This window comes from Bacillus salitolerans (assembly GCF_042680805.1).
GTDB classification, from domain to species: Bacteria; Bacillota; Bacilli; order Bacillales; family SA4; genus Bacillus_CJ; species Bacillus_CJ salitolerans.
Genome location: NZ_JBHUEM010000003.1, coordinates 691,095 through 707,650, shown reverse-complemented (window position 1 = coordinate 707,650; position 16,556 = coordinate 691,095). Strand labels below are relative to the sequence as shown.

General features: G+C 35.9%; 16 protein-coding genes, 2 tRNA genes and 1 pseudogene. 5 read left to right on the top strand and 14 right to left on the bottom strand.

What is annotated here, in order from left to right:
* Window positions 1–565: 565 nt before the first annotated feature.
* On the bottom strand, window positions 566–820 hold the full coding sequence (locus ACFSCX_RS05120) for a hypothetical protein (protein ID WP_377927047.1): 255 nt from the start codon (window positions 818–820) through the stop codon (window positions 566–568).
* A 118-nt stretch (window positions 821–938) separates the two neighbouring features.
* On the opposite strand from ACFSCX_RS05120, the gene ACFSCX_RS05115 reads away from it, so the two are divergent.
* Window positions 939–1,085: a small acid-soluble spore protein P gene (locus ACFSCX_RS05115; protein WP_377927046.1), complete on the top strand. Its 147-nt coding sequence runs from the start codon at window positions 939–941 to the stop codon at window positions 1,083–1,085.
* Here ACFSCX_RS05115 and selA read toward each other — a convergent pair whose 3' ends face one another.
* On the bottom strand, window positions 1,086–2,486 hold the full coding sequence (gene selA, locus ACFSCX_RS05110; protein WP_377927045.1) for an L-seryl-tRNA(Sec) selenium transferase: 1,401 nt from the start codon (window positions 2,484–2,486) through the stop codon (window positions 1,086–1,088).
* 168 nt (window positions 2,487–2,654) lie between these two features.
* On the opposite strand from selA, the gene ACFSCX_RS05105 reads away from it, so the two are divergent.
* Window positions 2,655–3,032, top strand: a complete 378-nt coding sequence (locus tag ACFSCX_RS05105; RefSeq protein WP_377927044.1) for an Hsp20/alpha crystallin family protein — start codon at window positions 2,655–2,657, stop codon at window positions 3,030–3,032.
* Window positions 3,033–3,440: 408 nt separating this feature from the next.
* Here the strand turns inward: ACFSCX_RS05105 and ACFSCX_RS05100 are convergent, their stop codons facing one another.
* Window positions 3,441–3,584, bottom strand: coding sequence for a hypothetical protein (locus tag ACFSCX_RS05100; RefSeq protein ID WP_377927043.1), 144 nt, complete (start codon window positions 3,582–3,584; stop codon window positions 3,441–3,443).
* Window positions 3,585–3,654: 70 nt separating this feature from the next.
* Window positions 3,655–3,882: an Rdx family protein gene (locus tag ACFSCX_RS05095; protein ID WP_377927042.1), complete on the bottom strand. Its 228-nt coding sequence runs from the start codon at window positions 3,880–3,882 to the stop codon at window positions 3,655–3,657.
* Window positions 3,883–4,041: 159 nt separating this feature from the next.
* Between ACFSCX_RS05095 and selD the strand changes: the two genes are divergently transcribed.
* Window positions 4,042–5,097, top strand: coding sequence for a selenide, water dikinase SelD (gene selD / locus ACFSCX_RS05090; RefSeq protein ID WP_377927041.1), 1,056 nt, complete (start codon window positions 4,042–4,044; stop codon window positions 5,095–5,097).
* A 25-nt stretch (window positions 5,098–5,122) separates the two neighbouring features.
* On the opposite strand, the gene phnC is transcribed toward selD, so the two are convergent.
* From phnC to ACFSCX_RS05060, 6 genes are all read right to left on the bottom strand, one after another.
* Window positions 5,123–5,854: a phosphonate ABC transporter ATP-binding protein gene (phnC, locus tag ACFSCX_RS05085; RefSeq protein ID WP_377927040.1), complete on the bottom strand. Its 732-nt coding sequence runs from the start codon at window positions 5,852–5,854 to the stop codon at window positions 5,123–5,125.
* The gene (gene phnE / locus ACFSCX_RS05080; protein ID WP_377927039.1) at window positions 5,854–6,609 is read right to left on the bottom strand and encodes a phosphonate ABC transporter, permease protein PhnE; all 756 of its coding nucleotides are present in this window, start codon (window positions 6,607–6,609) and stop codon (window positions 5,854–5,856) included. Before phnE ends, phnC begins: the two co-directional genes overlap by 1 nt.
* A 24-nt stretch (window positions 6,610–6,633) precedes the next feature.
* The gene (gene phnD, locus ACFSCX_RS05075) at window positions 6,634–7,536 is read right to left on the bottom strand and encodes a phosphate/phosphite/phosphonate ABC transporter substrate-binding protein (protein WP_377927038.1); all 903 of its coding nucleotides are present in this window, start codon (window positions 7,534–7,536) and stop codon (window positions 6,634–6,636) included.
* Between the two features lie 71 nt (window positions 7,537–7,607).
* Complete coding sequence (locus ACFSCX_RS05070; RefSeq protein ID WP_377927037.1) at window positions 7,608–8,624, bottom strand: glycosyltransferase family 4 protein; 1,017 nt, start codon at window positions 8,622–8,624, stop codon at window positions 7,608–7,610.
* Window positions 8,617–10,512, bottom strand: coding sequence for a selenocysteine-specific translation elongation factor (gene selB / locus ACFSCX_RS05065; protein WP_377927036.1), 1,896 nt, complete (start codon window positions 10,510–10,512; stop codon window positions 8,617–8,619). The genes ACFSCX_RS05070 and selB overlap by 8 nt, the downstream gene beginning before the upstream one ends.
* Window positions 10,513–10,654: 142 nt before the next feature.
* Window positions 10,655–10,748: transfer RNA gene (locus ACFSCX_RS05060), tRNA-Sec, on the bottom strand.
* Window positions 10,749–11,513: 765 nt separating this feature from the next.
* Here ACFSCX_RS05060 and ACFSCX_RS05055 point away from each other — a divergent pair.
* Window positions 11,514–12,773: an MFS transporter gene (locus tag ACFSCX_RS05055; RefSeq protein ID WP_377927035.1), complete on the top strand. Its 1,260-nt coding sequence runs from the start codon at window positions 11,514–11,516 to the stop codon at window positions 12,771–12,773.
* 662 nt (window positions 12,774–13,435) lie between these two features.
* Window positions 13,436–13,750: a restriction endonuclease gene (locus tag ACFSCX_RS05050; RefSeq protein WP_377927034.1), complete on the top strand. Its 315-nt coding sequence runs from the start codon at window positions 13,436–13,438 to the stop codon at window positions 13,748–13,750.
* Here the strand turns inward: ACFSCX_RS05050 and ACFSCX_RS05045 are convergent.
* The 4 genes and pseudogenes from ACFSCX_RS05045 to ACFSCX_RS05030 all read right to left on the bottom strand — a co-directional run bounded on the left by ACFSCX_RS05045 (window position 13,721) and on the right by ACFSCX_RS05030 (window position 16,548).
* Window positions 13,721–13,903 carry a hypothetical protein gene (locus tag ACFSCX_RS05045; protein ID WP_377927033.1) on the bottom strand — a complete coding sequence of 61 codons (183 nt, stop codon included), beginning with the start codon at window positions 13,901–13,903 and terminating at the stop codon, window positions 13,721–13,723. The genes ACFSCX_RS05050 and ACFSCX_RS05045 overlap by 30 nt on opposite strands.
* A 209-nt stretch (window positions 13,904–14,112) precedes the next feature.
* Window positions 14,113–14,209, bottom strand: a tRNA-Sec gene (locus tag ACFSCX_RS05040).
* A gap of 451 nt (window positions 14,210–14,660) precedes the next feature.
* A pseudogene (locus ACFSCX_RS05035) lies at window positions 14,661–14,736 on the bottom strand.
* A 549-nt stretch (window positions 14,737–15,285) separates the two neighbouring features.
* A complete protein-coding gene (locus tag ACFSCX_RS05030) occupies window positions 15,286–16,548 on the bottom strand; it encodes a glutamate-5-semialdehyde dehydrogenase (protein ID WP_377927032.1) in 1,263 nt (420 codons plus the stop codon).
* Window positions 16,549–16,556 lie beyond the last annotated feature (8 nt).

Below are 16,556 nucleotides of genomic sequence, written 5' to 3'. Positions count from 1 at the left end.
GCTCTCAATGAGCGGATGATTACTATACCATGTCTTATAGAAGAGATTCAATATCATTTTCTTCCATTTAACCGTATGTCGTTCATCTTCTCTTGTTGCTCTCATGAGCGGATAATTACTATATCATGTCTTATGGAAGTGATTCAATATCATTTTCTTCCATTTAACCTGTGTCGTTCATCTTCTCTTGTTGCTCTCATGAGCGGATAATTACTATATCATGTCTTATAGAAGTGATTCAATATCATTTTCTTCCATTAAACCTTGTTGCTCTCAATGAGCGGATGATTACTATACCATGTCTAATTGTATATGTTCAATAACAATTCCCTTCCATTTTCTAATCTACAAAATAATCTTGCCTTTAGGCTCAACTATCACAAAGATTAAAACGAAAAAGCTTGATTTCTTTGAAGATAGAAATCACTTGTAAATAAGAAGACAAATGCTAGAACAAAACACGCTGGGCTGGATTTAGCAGTAACATTGTATAAGCTAAACACAGAAATTATAATTTCTTACTTATAAAAAATAAAATGGATAGTTTCACTACCCATTTCATTTATTATTTATTTATATCATTTACGATTTGTTCTAAATCTTGTTGAAACTGACGTAATTGATCCTTTTGTGTTTCAGAAGCTACCTCCATAGCGTTATTTATCTGTTCGTATGCTTCATTAACTTCATTTTTTAAATGATTTAGGTGAGCCCCATAATCTCCACCAGTAACTTCCATATTCTCATATATATCCTTTGCCTGATGAGTTCCTTGTTGAGCTGCTTGAAAGGCTTGTTGTTTATCCTTATGATATGGCATTGAGCATTCTCTCCTTCATTTATTTATTACCTTTTTATTTTTATCCAAGTAATTAAGAATCATTCTAAGAATAAAAGTCTTTATTTTTTTCATCCTAATCAAGAAGGAGGGATAAACAATGGTAAATAAAAATGACGGGAAAGACATGCGTAAAAATGCACCTAAGGGGAATAACCCAGGGCAACCTGAACCTTTAAGCGGTTCAAAGAAAGTAAAGAATCATAACCACACAAGACAGAAAAACAACCAAGGACACGATATGTAATTAGTTAATTTGTTTAAGAGCAATAACGATATCTAACATTTCATCATCCTGTATCGTCCTAAAGTCAAAAATGACTTTATCATTTTTAATACGAGTAACAATACTTGGAGTACTAATGCGGAGGTCTTTACTTAAGGTCTCCGCGTTTTTTGTTTTGTGTTGAACAGAAACAATATAGGTTGGAAGTTCAACTTCTGGCATTGTTCCTCCACCAACTTGAGATACATCTTCTTCTAAAAATGACTTATAGGTAGTATCAGTTAATTTATCGATGAATCCAAGTGCCTTTATTCTGATTTCCTCAGGTTTTATAAGCATGTCCCTTATAACAGGTAGGTTTAAAATACTGTTAGTCCCTTTTTGATAAGCTATTAAAGTTGCTTCAAGAGCTGCAAACGTTAGTTTATCAACTCGTAGTACCCTTGCTAATTGATGTTTCTTTAGCTTTTGAATTAGAGATTTTTTACCGACTATAATACCTGCTTGCGGGCCACCTAATAGTTTATCACCGCTAAACGAAACAATATCAGCACCTAGTTTTATGACATCACTTACTACTGGTTCGTCCCCTATTCCATACTTTTTAAAATCAAACAATACTCCACTTCCTAGATCTTCATAATATACGACATCTTCATGGTTTCGTGAAAGATCAACAAGTTCCTCTGTAGATACACTCTTAGTAAACCCAATTGTTTTAAAATTACTTGTGTGAACCTTCATAATCATTTTCGTTTGGTCATTAATTGCATTTTCATAGTCGTACAAATGAGTTTTATTAGTTGTCCCTACTTCCACAAGCTTGGCACCACTCTCCTCCATAATGGAAGAAACACGAAAGGAACCACCAATCTCAACAAGCTGTCCTCTCGAAACGACCACTTCCGCATCTTTTGCTAGCGCACGTAATATGAGGTAGACCGCTGCTGCATTATTATTGACCACCATCGCTGCTTCTGCATTTGTAACCTTCGCAATTATTCCTTCAATAATATCGTGCCTTGATCCTCTCTCACCTTCTTCAATACGATACTCTAGGTTTGAGTAATACTTAGCAATAGTTGATACATGTTCGATAGCTTCCTCACTTAAACGTGCACGACCCAAGTTTGTATGCAATATCGTACCTGTTGCATTTATTACCTTTTTTAAGTAGTAATCACCATATGATGATGCATCTGCTTCTATCAGTAGAAAAAGCTCATCAGTAAACTTTTCTTTAGTTGGCTCTTGCTCACTCCACTCATTTCTAAGTAATGAATCTCTCACCAGCTGCATTTTTTCTTGTAGCATTTCTGTTAAAACATTCGTATCTAAATTGTATTTTTGCTGAACAATAGAAAATCGTTTATCTTTTTGTAATTCGTGAACAGGTGGTAATAATCGTAGAAAATGTTTCACATTAACTTCCCTCCGTTTTATCATACTGTTTATTATAATAGTCACTTCCGTTATTCTCAAATACTGTGACCTGCTTATATTTTATGAATTAAATAGAGGGAGACTTATTATTCACAACTTTATATGAAGGTGAATACGATAATCCAAGAACCAGTTGGAGGGCTTGTAATGGTAGATGAGAAGAACGAAGGTTACTCGTTAGATTTAGAAGGAATCGAGGACTGGATGAAACAGTTTATCACAGACCCTTTTTTTGATGGAAGCGAAGATGGTATTAGATTAGATTTATTTGAAACTGAACATTCATATATAGTGGAGGCAACTACACCTGGTTATAAAAAAGAAGACCTTCTAATTGAGGTCGAAAAAAATGGTCTTCGGATACAATGCCGTAATAAAAAGATTAATACTAGTCGTTTTGTCACTCTTCCTGTTACGATATGCAGAAAAATAATTAAAGCAACTTATAGTAAGGATATACTGGAAATCACGATACAAAAAGCTGGGGAAGTTAAGAACCACGAAAGAAATATTAACATAAAGTAGACAGGAGAACCTGTCTTTTTTTATTTTCTTAATTCTTTTACCACTAAGAAGGCATGTACAGTTTTAAGAATAGAAACAGTTTCAAAACCCCATTTGCTGTATACCTTTACCCACTTGTACATTGATCGGATAGACCCAAAGATTAGATAAATCTAATCTATTAGCTTTAATTTGTAAATGCTGAAGTAAATACCCTATTAGCCCTTAATTCTTCTAGTGTTGCCACACTTTCAACCCTTCCTTGATTGCCTTGTCGAAATAAACATGCTATCGAACAAGGAAATACCATTATATTTTATAGTGTTGATAATGGTTGTTTTGAAACTAAATCTCAAATGCCCTTTCTCGAACCTCCTTTCCACATAATTCGTTATCTGTCACTCGACCGAAACGGCTTGATGATAATTTTCAATTGATATGCGCATGATTAGCATCATAATACATCGGCTGTTCTTCCTGATAAAATAGAATGCCCCACTCCTTATCAATTCGATTAGAAAATGATTGTAAATAGGCGAACGCAAGTTCTTCTATTTGTTGGGTATAATCCATGATAAACACCTTTCTCTCTAAATAATAAGGGAAGTATCAAATCATGACACTTCCCTTCACTTTAACTATTTCACAATTTCGATATAATCTCTTCTAAGTTTGGAAATTTCCCTACTTCTAGCTTAGAGTATATTTTATCTCCGTTTACAGTAACTTCAAAAGCACCACCCGAACTAGGAACAAGCTCTAAACTCGTTATATCATGACGGAAATGACTGAATAATTCTTCTGCGAAACTCGCAGCCTTTGGCGCATAGTTTCACTGCATGCAAAACTCAACTGATACCTTGTAACTCATGATCCTTCCTCCTTTAAAAAACGTCTCATCAAAAGCTTTTCAATATTTCCTATATTTTAATACATGTTAGTATTGGAATCAAAAGATAGGATTTAAATGCATCTTCTTTGGAAATATAAATACAAAGCTATATAATATTGGACAGGAGGTGTTAGAATCATGACTAATCAAGAAAAGGTTCGACTTACACAATTATCAACTAAAGCTGGTTGAGGATGCAAAATCGGTCCAAGTGACCTGGCGCAAGTATTGCGTCTTTTACCCGAGAGAGAACACGATCCAAATTTATTAGTTGGATTAGATACTGCTGATGACGCAGGAGTGTATAAACTAACAGATGATATAGCTATCATACAAACGGTTGACTATTTTACACCAATCGTTGATGATCCATACATGTTTGGACAAATCGCTGCTGCCAATGCACTTAGCGATGTTTATGCCATGGGTGGAAAACCAAAAACAGTTTTAAATATTGTTGGTTATCCAATAAAAAAATTAGGTCCAGATATGTTAGCAGAAATATTAAAGGGTGCTGCAGATAAAGTCAAAGAAGCAGATGCACTTCTTGTTGGTGGACATTCCATCGACGATCAAGAACCAAAATTCGGACTATCTGTAACAGGTCTCATTCACCCAGATAAAGTTCTAAAGAATGTCGGCGCCAAACCTGGGGATTCTTTAGTTATTACGAAACCTATCGGTGTTGGAATTATGACAACAGGTATTAAACGTGATATGGTTACCGAAGAACAACTTCAAAAAGTAACAGAGACAATGGCTACACTTAACAAAGTTGCGGCTGAGTGTCTAGAAGGTCTTCATCCGAATGCATGTACTGATATTACTGGATTTGGATTGTTAGGACATGCAAGTGAAATGGCAAGAGGGAGTGATAGTAGTTTAACTATCCACTTTCATAAAGTGCCTTTGCTTGAAGGAACAGTAGAGTTAGCAGAAAAAGGTATCATTCCAGGTGGAACCAAATCCAATTATGAATGGTTGCAGGACTCCATTGTTTATGGGGAGGCTCTATCAGAAACAGAAAAATATATTCTTTGTGATGCAGTTACATCAGGTGGTTTACTTGTAAGTTTACCAACTGAAGAAGCTAAACAGTATGTAGATAGACTTCGTTCTAGTGGAATTGCAGAGGCTTCAATAGTAGGAGATGTAACAGAAAAGAAAGAATGTTGTATATATGTAGAAAAATAAACCAGAAGCTCAGCTTCTGGTTTATTTAATAGATGTTCTCAAGATCTTCCGCAGTTAATTTATCAGGGATATCATCAAAAACAACCCGACCATTTGAAATTCCAATAATTCTTGTTGCAAAATCTTTTGCAAGTTTTACATCATGTAGATTGATCATCATAGTTATTTTATCTTCTTGATTGATTTTTTTTAGTAAAGACATCACTTGAACAGAAGTATTCGGATCTAAACTAGCAACTGGTTCATCTCCTAAAATAAGCTTCGGCTTTTGAAGAAGAGCCCTTGCAATGGCTACCCGCTGCCTCTGACCGCCACTTAGTTGACTGACTCGTTTATTCGCATGTTCCTTTAACCCTACCCTATCAAGTGCTTCAAGTGCTCCCTCCCTTTCCTGTTTACTAAATTGGAAAAAGAGTGCTCTTCTTAGTGGAATAGTACCTATAATGCCAACGAGTACATTAACTATAGTAGACATACGTTCGATTAAATTAAAAGACTGAAAAATCATTCCAATTGAGCTTCTATATTTCCGAAGCTTCTCACCTTTATAGGAAAGAACATCGTTACCACCCCATATAACCTGGCCACCAGTTGGCTCTACCAACCGGTTAATACACCTTATTAAAGTAGACTTACCCGCCCCACTTAAACCAAGTACAGCAACAAATTCTCCTTCGTTAATTGAAAAGCTTACATCATGTAATGCAGCTTGGGTACTCTTTGGATATTGCTTATGGAGGTTTTTTACTTCGATCATCAAATCACCTTCTTACGAACAAATGCCCCAATATAATCAACTAGCATCACAAGTCCCATTATAAAAATGACTTCGGTGGCTACCATTTGATAATTTGCAATCTTGAAATCAATATATAACATACTTCCGATTCCGCCACCTCCGATAAAACCTAAAATAAGGGAGGCTCTAATCCCTACTTCTAATCGATAAAAGTAGTGCGACAATATATTGGGGATGATTTGTGGTAATATACCATAGGTAACCACTAATATTCTTTTTGCCCCGACTGATCGGACAGCCTCTTGAGGCCCTTCATCTGCCGCTTCTATTAACTCTGAGATTAACTTACTTAACACTCCAATATTATGAAGCGCTATAGCCAACACTGCCGGAAATGGACCTAGTCCAAATGTCGGTACTAATAAGAGTCCAAATACGATTTCTGGTACAGAACGAAAGAAATTCATGATTGCTCTTGTTATATTGTAAATCGATTTTGTGGGAGATGTATTCCAAGCTCCTAAAAAGCTTAATGGGAGGGCAAATAATAAACCAAGAAAAGTTCCCATGATGGCAATTTGAAGAGTAATAATAGATGCCTTTAAAGCATAGTTAGCAATCGAAAAATCCGGCGGCCACCATTTCCTTTGAAAAAATTCAATGGTTCTACCAAAGTCAAAAAATTCCCTTATATTAAATTCAACTCCGTACGCACTCCATAAAAGAATAGTCGCTGACAATATAGCCAACGACCATTTATTCATGCCTTTCATTCATAGCACCTTCTTTAAAGAAGCTTATTGGCTAGCTTCTTTTTTAGCTTCACGAATCGCTTCGTAATCTTCATCTGTTGCTTTTGTAAAACCAGAAGCAGCAAATGCATCTAATATTTCTTGATCCTCTACCTTTAAAAATGCGTCCTGTATTTTTGCTGCAAGCTCATCACTGACCGCTTTACTAACTGCCCAAGGATATTGAAATAACTTCTCTGATTGCCAGATTGTTTTAAAATTATCTCCAACCGTACCATTTTCTAATAATGTGTTAAAGATGGCACTGTCAATTGCACCAGCTTCTACTTGTTTATTTTCTACCGCAATTGCCGTTGCATCATGACCACCTGTATAGAGAAGGTTTTTAAATTCATGTTCATTTTGGTTCGTAAAAACACCTTGTTTCTTTAATTCAATGCTCGGTATTAAAGAACCTGAGGTTGACTTAGGGTCACCAAATGCAAACGTAATCTTTTTACTATTAGCGATAAGATCCTCAATTGTTTTTAACTCAGAATCTATATGCGTGATGATATAAGAGTAATAAAATGGTTCTCCGTCTACTAGTTGAGTCATAATTGCACGAGCTCCACTTTCTTCATTTGCATCAACGTATGTAGATGGTCCGAAATAAGCCATATTTACTTCATCAAAATTCATTGCTTCTACTACAGCTTGGTAATCAGGATATACAGTAATTTCAACATCCATACCTAGCTCAGACTCAAAGTGAGTGGTTAATTTATCCATAGCCGCTTGCATGTTCCCTTGATTTAAGGAAGGAATAACGCCAACTACTAATTTTTCTAATTTCACTGTTTCTGTTTTCGTTTCTTCATCTGTATTCTCTACGGATTCATTTCCCCCGCCACATGCAGCTAGAAGAAGCAAAGTTAAAATAGATAGTAATGCCCCTACTTTTTTCATTCCAAAACCCCCATTATATATTTACCGTATATTATCATAGTAAAGCAATCAGATTTTGTCTAATATATTGCCTATACCAATTGTTTGTACAGGGAGACATATCGACTGATCTCCGTTTCTAACGAATGATGCTTTAGAACATATGAATGGGCATTAGCTATTATTTCTTTTCTTTGTATACTATTTTCTAATAAAGCTATCGCTAAAGAATGAAATTCCGCTTGCTTTTCGAATACAAACCCAGTTTTTCCATGAGTCACTACACTTAAATTCCCTTCATTCTTCCTTACAATTAGTGGACTCCCGCAATACATAGCTTCAATCAATGCAGATGATTGTCCCTCAGAAATGGATGTATTAATGGTTATATCAGCTTGCCGGTAAAGTTGCTCCATTTGTCCAAAAGGAACATTCTCAAAAAAGTGAACCCAATCATACTTTTGGCAAAGGCTAAGAATTTCTTTAAATAAATCCTTTTCAATAACAACCCCAGCAATGATGAATTGTAAGTCTTTATACTTATCCTTTAATGTCTTAATCTCTTTCCATACATAGAGTGGGTCTTTTACCTTACGTATTCCCGCAGGTAAAAATATTGTCGGTTTACCCTTTGGAATATTTAATAAACGCTGATCGCTGCTATCTTCAAACCATACACTTTGAGGAATGATATTTATTTCACTTACCTTACTAGGATATGCTTCCGCTAATTTTTGTTTAGCATCTTCAGTAAATACAGTAATAAATGAGGCATTATCGACAAGATAAGCCATTTCTTTTACTTGATCTGCATTAGCAATATCATGGTTAATATCTGTACCCCCACTTGTTAAAATATATGGTTTTGTAAGAGGTAGCTCCCTGCACATGTTCCATCTTGTAAAGCGAAATAAATGAACCATGTGATAAAGTTGACATTCTGCTAGTTTAGCGTCTTTTTCTTCTGACCACGATTCTTCTAGATATGGGACTACATATGTTTCTACTCCAGCACGATTAAGGCCATGAATAATTCGCCTTGTCGTTGTTGCATTCCCTCGATTACTTTTGTAATACGGTGTAAAAAAGCCTATTTTTAACTTACTCAATGGTATCTCTCACCCACACTCGATTTTGTTCATCTCGCTTCGTAATTCCTAAGGTGTCAAGAAGTTCAAGGAGTGGTATTAAATATTTTCTTGATGTATTCAAACTATCCTTGGCTACTTTTAAATCAAATTGTTGATTTGTATTTTTTCGTAATGTTTGAATGACTTCTTGTAACGATTGTTTGGTTATAAAATGTTTCTCATCTAATACATATAGTTTACTTGTTTGCAGTAAATAATGCTTAAGTTCATCTAATACTTCCTTCGGTATGCCCGAGTCTTTGCCGTATTCATCCCATTGTTTAACTTCAAGTAAGTCATCATCTAGCCTCTGGATCATTTGAACAATCCTTTTTTCCCATTGTGTTGGGTATGAAGGTGTGAAGTCAGAAGTAGAAACAAACTGTCCTAGTCTTTGTAAAGCTTTTTCATCTATTAAATCTTCAATTACATAGATTACCCATTCTTTTGGAGCTGATTGGCTCAATAAATTTACAAGCTCTGCTTTATTTATACCAAACCGCATCGGATGCTTTTGGTGATATAGAACTAAAGTTTCGTTTATTATTGATAATAAGTTGATTTGTTCCGATTTTAATGAATAACCTTGAAGTATTTCAATAATATTGGAATCCTCACTCATCACTTCTGGCATTTGTTCTTCTTTAATTGAAGTTAGCTGGAACAACTCCTTTTTCCGAAGATACTTTCTTTCCTTTAATAGTTCAGCCACTCGCTGAGCTTGGGAGCCTTCTTTTTTCTTATGTAACATTTCGATCGTTGCATCACTAAAACGATATTTTTCTCCATTCGGATCAATAATCCAACCTCCACCAATTGTTTCTGTAGGTGTAGGCCGTCGTAAAATAAATCGGTCTCCTCTTTTTGTTACAACCTCTTCATCTAATCGAAGCTGACATAAAACTTCACCTACATCACCGGTCACTTCATTTCGATCAAAAAAGACAATATTCCCCATAACTTCTGAAGTACCTAAATGTAATCTAACTGGTGAACGTTGTTTAATTGGATATTTTAAACTAGGAATAAATGAAATCGAAATATCAATAGTATCGGTCACAAAAAAATGTTCTTTATCAACAATTACATCCCCGCGTTCAATCTCTTCTTTTGTAACATTGGATAAGTTAACCGCTACCCGCTGCCCAGCAACCGCTGATTGTGCAGGGCGATGATGAACCTGCAATTGTCTAGCTTTTGTTTCCCGTCTTGAAGGAAGCACAAGTAGTGACTGACCCTCTATAACCGTTCCTTCGTATACGGTACCTCTTACGACCGTTCCTTGACCCTTAACCGTAAATACTTGATCAATCGGGAGACGGAATGCTCCACTTGCATTTCTCTCTTCTGTTTGATGAAGCTCTTCTTTTATTATATTCTTTAAATCATCTATTCCTATTTCTTTCAAGCTGTCTACAAGAACAAGAGGAGATTCTGAAAATACAGTTCCTTGTAATTGATCCTTTATTTCTTCTTTCACAAGCTCTACAAAATCTGATTCAACTTTATCTATTTTGGTTATCGCCACAATCCCTCTTTTGATACCTAGAAAAGAAAGAATATCCAAATGTTCCTTTGTTTGTGGCATAACACCTTCATCAGCCGCAACGACAAGAATGACTAAGTCAATCCCAGCTACTCCTGCAATCATTTGCCTAATAAACCTTTCATGTCCAGGAACATCAATAATGGATGCGGAAATATTGTCACCAAGATCTAACGGAGCGAAGCCTAACTCTATCGAGATTTGTCTTTCCTTCTCTTCTTTTAATCGATCTGTATCAATATTTGTTAATGCTTTCGTAAGCGAAGTTTTTCCATGATCAATATGACCTGCCATCCCGACCGTATAATAATGAATACTCATATTCGTTCACTTCCTTGTATGTCAATAGCACTATTAACTTTACCTTGATTTAGAGGCAGTTTCAAGTGATGAATGTTGCAAATATAAAATAAAAAAAGTTACCCATTCCCTAGGTAACGATAACTAAATTCTATGTATTTATTGGCGGGACTGCGTGGGAATCGAACCCACCTAACCACGCACGGTGGTCACAAGCGGTTTTGAAGACCGTGGGGTTTAAAACTCCAGTCAATCACCGTCAACTCAACGGCCACACGTATTTCTACATTGTTGTTAGTGACACTTTTTACAACCTCTCTTTTCCAAAACTAAACTCCTTTATGTATTTCGACCTTATTTACTTTTTGTCCTTTGTCTAAAATAAATAATCCCGCCGTTAGGCGAACGAAGGCAGGCGAATAATCTAACCTTTTTATATTCGCGAAACTTAATGCGACATTCAAAAGGCTCCACATACACGAAGTCATCAACTTCGCGCAACCTCTTAACCTTTCTTTCTAAACAAGCGGTGGCACGCCTAACTCCATAATACCAAGTTTCTTACCGTAGGATCACTTAGTAACCAACCGAACTCTGACTTCCGCCAACCTGTAACAATTATGTCAGCATATAGGTAATTAGTACACTTCAGCCTGCTATGACTACGTTTACCTACCTCGTATTTAGAATGCTTTCGTTTCATCACAATGCCCTCTAATCACTGATCCCGAGTTTATTCAAATAAAGCCGTGCCATTACCTTCAATGAATTGTGATTTTGCGAGTAAGACAGTATCATCAGGAATTAAATGCGCAAGTATCTCCTTACGATCAATCAGCGGCAAGTGAGTCACTGCTTCATCTATAGCAATTTAGAGTCGAATAAATCCTAAAAATAATTGGAATAACTTGTAAATCTCGCCGATATATTAGCTCTGTAATAATACAAAATTATCTATTTCTAAAGACCTTCTTATTCAAGAAGGTCTTCATATTAATTGGATCTACAGGGGAGAAAAAATTATGTCAAAAGTTTTGTTTCAACGTAATTTTACTCTGTTATTACTTAGTAGGCAAATCTCAAAATTAGGTGATGGAATATTACTTATTGCTTTACCGTTCTTTATTTATGACATTACCGGATCTGCTTTAGCTGCAGGCACTATGTTCATTGCCCAAATGGCTCCCAATTTATTATTTGGTCTTATAGCAGGTGTTTTTGTTGATCGATGGGACCAAAAAAAGATAATGATAGTATCTGACATATTAAGGGCACTCTTACTTTTTTCATTAGTATTTGTTAATTCTGCTGAGATGTTATGGATGATTTATGTTGTTGCTTTTATTCAGTCAAGTATAGCTTCTTTTTTTAATCCAGCCAGTCGTGTGATTCTCTTAAAAGTAGTTGATAAACAAAATTTAATGGAAGCAAATTCTATCATTTCTGTTAGTAGCAATATCATCAATCTAATAGGTCCTTCACTAGGTGGGGCTCTTTTAGGTTTAGGAAGTTTCACGGTGGTTGTTTTTGTGGACACTGTCTCGTTTTTTCTTTCAGCGCTTTTAACATTTTTTATTGATATTGGTAACAATAATAGTAATAGTATTAAGTCAACATATTCTAACAATACCAATGATCAAGTTAAGAATATACTGTACGAAATAAGAGAAGGTCTTTGCTTAATATTAAAGAATAAAATATTATATTCTGCTATAGTTTTTATGATTATAGTATGGATATCCCTAGGAATTATTAACGTACTTTTTCTTCCATTTGTTAAAGATGTATTGAATGGGGGAGCAATGGAGCTTGGCTGGCTTCAATCAGCAGCAAGTGTCGGAGGAATTCTAGGGGGAATCATACTCCTTCGCATAAAGAAAATTTTTTCTATTTATCGACTCATTATTTACTGTTCCATATTAACAGGAGTTGTTTACTTATTTGTGTTTAATTTCCCATCTCTACTTTTGGCTCTCTTTTTGTATGTATTATTAGAAATCCCTAGTGTAATATTTCTGGTAAGTATTGAATCTTTACTTCAAGAAACCGTTGATGAAAACTATAGAGGGAGATTTTATGGAGCTTACGGTACAGTAATTGGAATTGCAGTAATTTCGGGAATGTTACTCTCTGGTTTATTGGAAAAATCCATTGGGGTAGTACCTGCTCTTAACGTAGCTGCAATCCTTCTAATTGGTTCAGGAATATTTTATTTTTTGACCTTTCAGCTTACTATGAGAAACACGAAAAACCAATTAGACATCTCATCTAGAAGTGATTAAATTATGGTTATGGTAAATATGTTTAAGTCTCCACAGTCATTGTGAACGAGATACATTCAGGACAAACCAACAAAAATAGCTCCGAAGATATCCAAAACGGAGAACTTCAGGACTTTTATTACTACCATGATTTACTCATAAAAAATCACACTTTAGGGATATCATGAATCATGAATTCTCTATGGTTTGATTTTTAAAACAACATTATTATTCGCAGACAACAGTATTAATAGGTATATACTAATACTGTTAGCAAACTTTATGACTTTTTGTAATATAATCTATCACAACGAATCGCTAAACTAATGACAAAACATGTTCAAATACACAGCATGCATGGCGGTAGGTTTAACGTAACTAACTCAATATACTTTACGGTTCCTTCGTTTTTGTGACTTGTATAAGCGCACCTTATCTTGCACATCAACAGTATATAGTAAACAGATACTGTTGAGCTTTAATTCGGTGATGTAGTCCGTTGAGTCGAACGGTTCATCCATTTTGTGTAGTAACTTTGGTGATAAAAACACCTCATCCTAATTGTAGCAGTAATTGCCGTAATTCTGACGAGGGAATGAATGGAATTACGTATGGAGACAATAAATGAAACACAATGAGGTGAGTATATTGTCAAGAACGAATACTCGAGCGAAGCAAAAGCCGTGGTATATGGCGCAGCTTTTGTGTTTATTATATTCTTTACGCGTCAAGGGCATGAATTTCTTGCAGTTTTAATTGCTGAAACTTCTCCGTTTTTAATTGCAACGGCATTAGCTTTCGGTTTTTACTTCTTTTTTATTAAGAAACGCAAGCATTACCGTATTAAAGAGTTTTACGAAGTCGATGAAATGGATGGCCATGACTTCGAGCATTACCTAGCGCCATTATTTGAACGTTTAGGTTATCGCGCTGAAGTAACGAAAGGCAGCTGTGATTTCGGTGCTGATTTATGTTCCGCATGGCATTCTCCGCACTAATTCTTCTACATCATCAACCGGAATTGTATGTGTATCTCCTTTACCGCCTGCATATTCAATTTCGTACGCTTCAACAGGATCGCCGTAGATAAGAAGAATGGTCCCTTCTCGGCCGTCCTTCGTTTTTACGACGTCTAGCTCGCGGTATGTCATTGCGTATCCCCCCTATCCCCTAACCCTGTGTTCTTTAATTCCATAAAAATAACGCCCTTTCTTTAGGCGTTAGTACAAACGTATTTAGCTTCCGGTCATCAACGTACTTCCGTATAAATTGATAAAAATACGTGGGGGGTCCGACTCAATCACCGATCAACGCACCGTTACCATAAACGAGGTAAAAACGTTGATATGACGGTAAAATATGGCGGGACTGCGTGGGAATCGAACCCACCTAACCACGCACGGTGGTCACAAGCGGTTTTGAAGACCGTGGGGGACACCAGTACCCCATTCAGCCCCATTTAAGGTGCCTAAATATTATAACTCTATTCACATAACAAATTCAAGGTATTTATCCTAACCAATTAATCAAATGTCGGAAATAGTTTGATTTATTATAAAAATATACATCAATTTACAAAAAAATCTACTTTTTTCCAAATAAATTGAAACGTTTTCGAATATTCATCGTCTAATTATGTAGATACTTATCAAAAGTCATAGAGGAGGAGGCAAGTCTAAATGAACCTTAAACTTGATCTTAATAGACTTAAGAAAATATCTACATTAATGTTTCTTAGTATCGCTACCCTATACGTGTTACACTTGTTTTCAATTGCATTTTAAAAAACAGGTGATATACATAAATTCTAATAACTGACCTTTTCACGGTTTCCCCAAAACTTGAAAAAGGAAAAAAGCCACAAAAGGAACCTGTGGCTTTTTTTACAATCACTTAAAATATGTAGGAGGACTTTGGGGAGATTCGAACTCCCGACATACTTAGTGATGGCACTAAGTTGATCTAACCGCTAATCTACAAAGTCCTTTATTACATTATTTATCATAGGTTTACTTTTTATTCATTAATCTCTTATTATCCACTATCATTACCTACATTAACTAATATCTATGAGTGAGTTTCTAAAAAATACCTGTTTTAGGTGATAGAGAGTGATGTTATTGTATATAATAGAAGTATTCCCTTCCGAAACCTTTCGCTTGTTGCGGGACACTTAACCAATGTACGGATCGGAAGGGATACAAAAAAACGCCTGGACATAGTCCAGGCGTTTTTATATTCTCGGAACAAAAGGCTCAGGGCGCCTCGTTTAGCCTCAGGCATAGCAAATGTTCCTTGAAGAGAAAAAGGGCGCTCTTTCCCTTTTACTCTTCTAGGGTTATTTGACCAAGGAAAAAGTGATTTTTCTTTTTCCCTCGAGTAGGATGAAATTGCGACGATCTTTGCAATTTCATCGTGGCTGGTCGCTGGAGCCGGATTACTACGCACATCACTAAGTTATCCACAAATGGTGAGCTTTTATCATTTCCTAAGCAACAAAATAACTCGGAATCATCAGATTCCGAGTTATTTTTCACCTAATTTGACCGTCACCGGTCATGATATATTTTACGGTTGTTAGAGCTGGTAACCCCATCGGACCACGTGCATGTAGTTTTTGAGTGGAAATACCGATTTCAGCACCGAAACCAAGAGCTCCTCCATCAGTAAACCGAGTTGAGGCATTATGATAAAGTGCTGCAGCGTCAACTTGTTTAAAGAATTCATGTGCTGTTTCTTTGTTTTCTGTAATAATGGCTTCAGAGTGTTTAGTTCCATATTCATCAATATGTTCAATGGCCTCTGATACATGATCAACAGCTTTTATAGCAATACTCATATTGAGAAATTCATTTGCCCATTCATGTTCAGTAGCTTTTCTTGCATCAGGAATAACTGAAATAATATGCTCATCACCGTATACTGTAATATTATGTTCTGCAAGTGTCGCAACTAAATGTTGGTGATGGTTTGTAAACCATTCCTTATGAACAATTAAAGTCTCTGCAGCATTACAAACAGCTGGACGGTCTGTCTTAGCGTTTACAAAGATGGATAAAGCCTTTTGTAAATCTGCTTCTTTATCAATATATATGTGACAGTTCCCTACACCTGTTTCTAATACTGGTACAGTCGCGTTATTGACAACTGCATTAATCAATGAACCTCCTCCGCGGGGGATAAGTACATCAATATGTTGTTTCATTGTAAATAATTGTTTAGTCGCTTCTCTATCAGTAGTTGCAATAAATTGTACAGCGTCTTTAGGAATATCAGTCTCTTCTAACGCTTGGTGGATTACATCTACTATTCTTTCATTGGATGAAATGGCTGAAGAACCTCCCTTTAATACAATGGCATTACCTGATTTTAAGGCTAAGCCTGTTGCATCTACTGTAACATTAGGTCTTGCTTCATATATCATTCCAATTACCCCTAATGGAACTGATATCTTTTCAACGGTTAGGCCATTATCAAGAGTCCATCCCGATAATACCTTGCCTGTTGGATCATCCAATATTGCTACATTTCGTAATCCATTTGCGAATTCAAAGATTCTTTCTTTTGATAATGAAAGACGATCCATAAAGGCCTCATCATACCCCTTGGTTTTCCCATTATCTAAATCTACTACATTCGCTTTTAGAATTTCATGATATTCTCTTTCTAAAAAATTTGCAATGGTCATTAGAGCTTCATTCTTTTTTTCAGTCGATAATGTGCTTAGCACTTTTGCAGCTTTCTTTGCTCTTATTGCCTGCTCTTCAACGTTTACTTTTTCTTTAATTGTCATCAAATACCTCC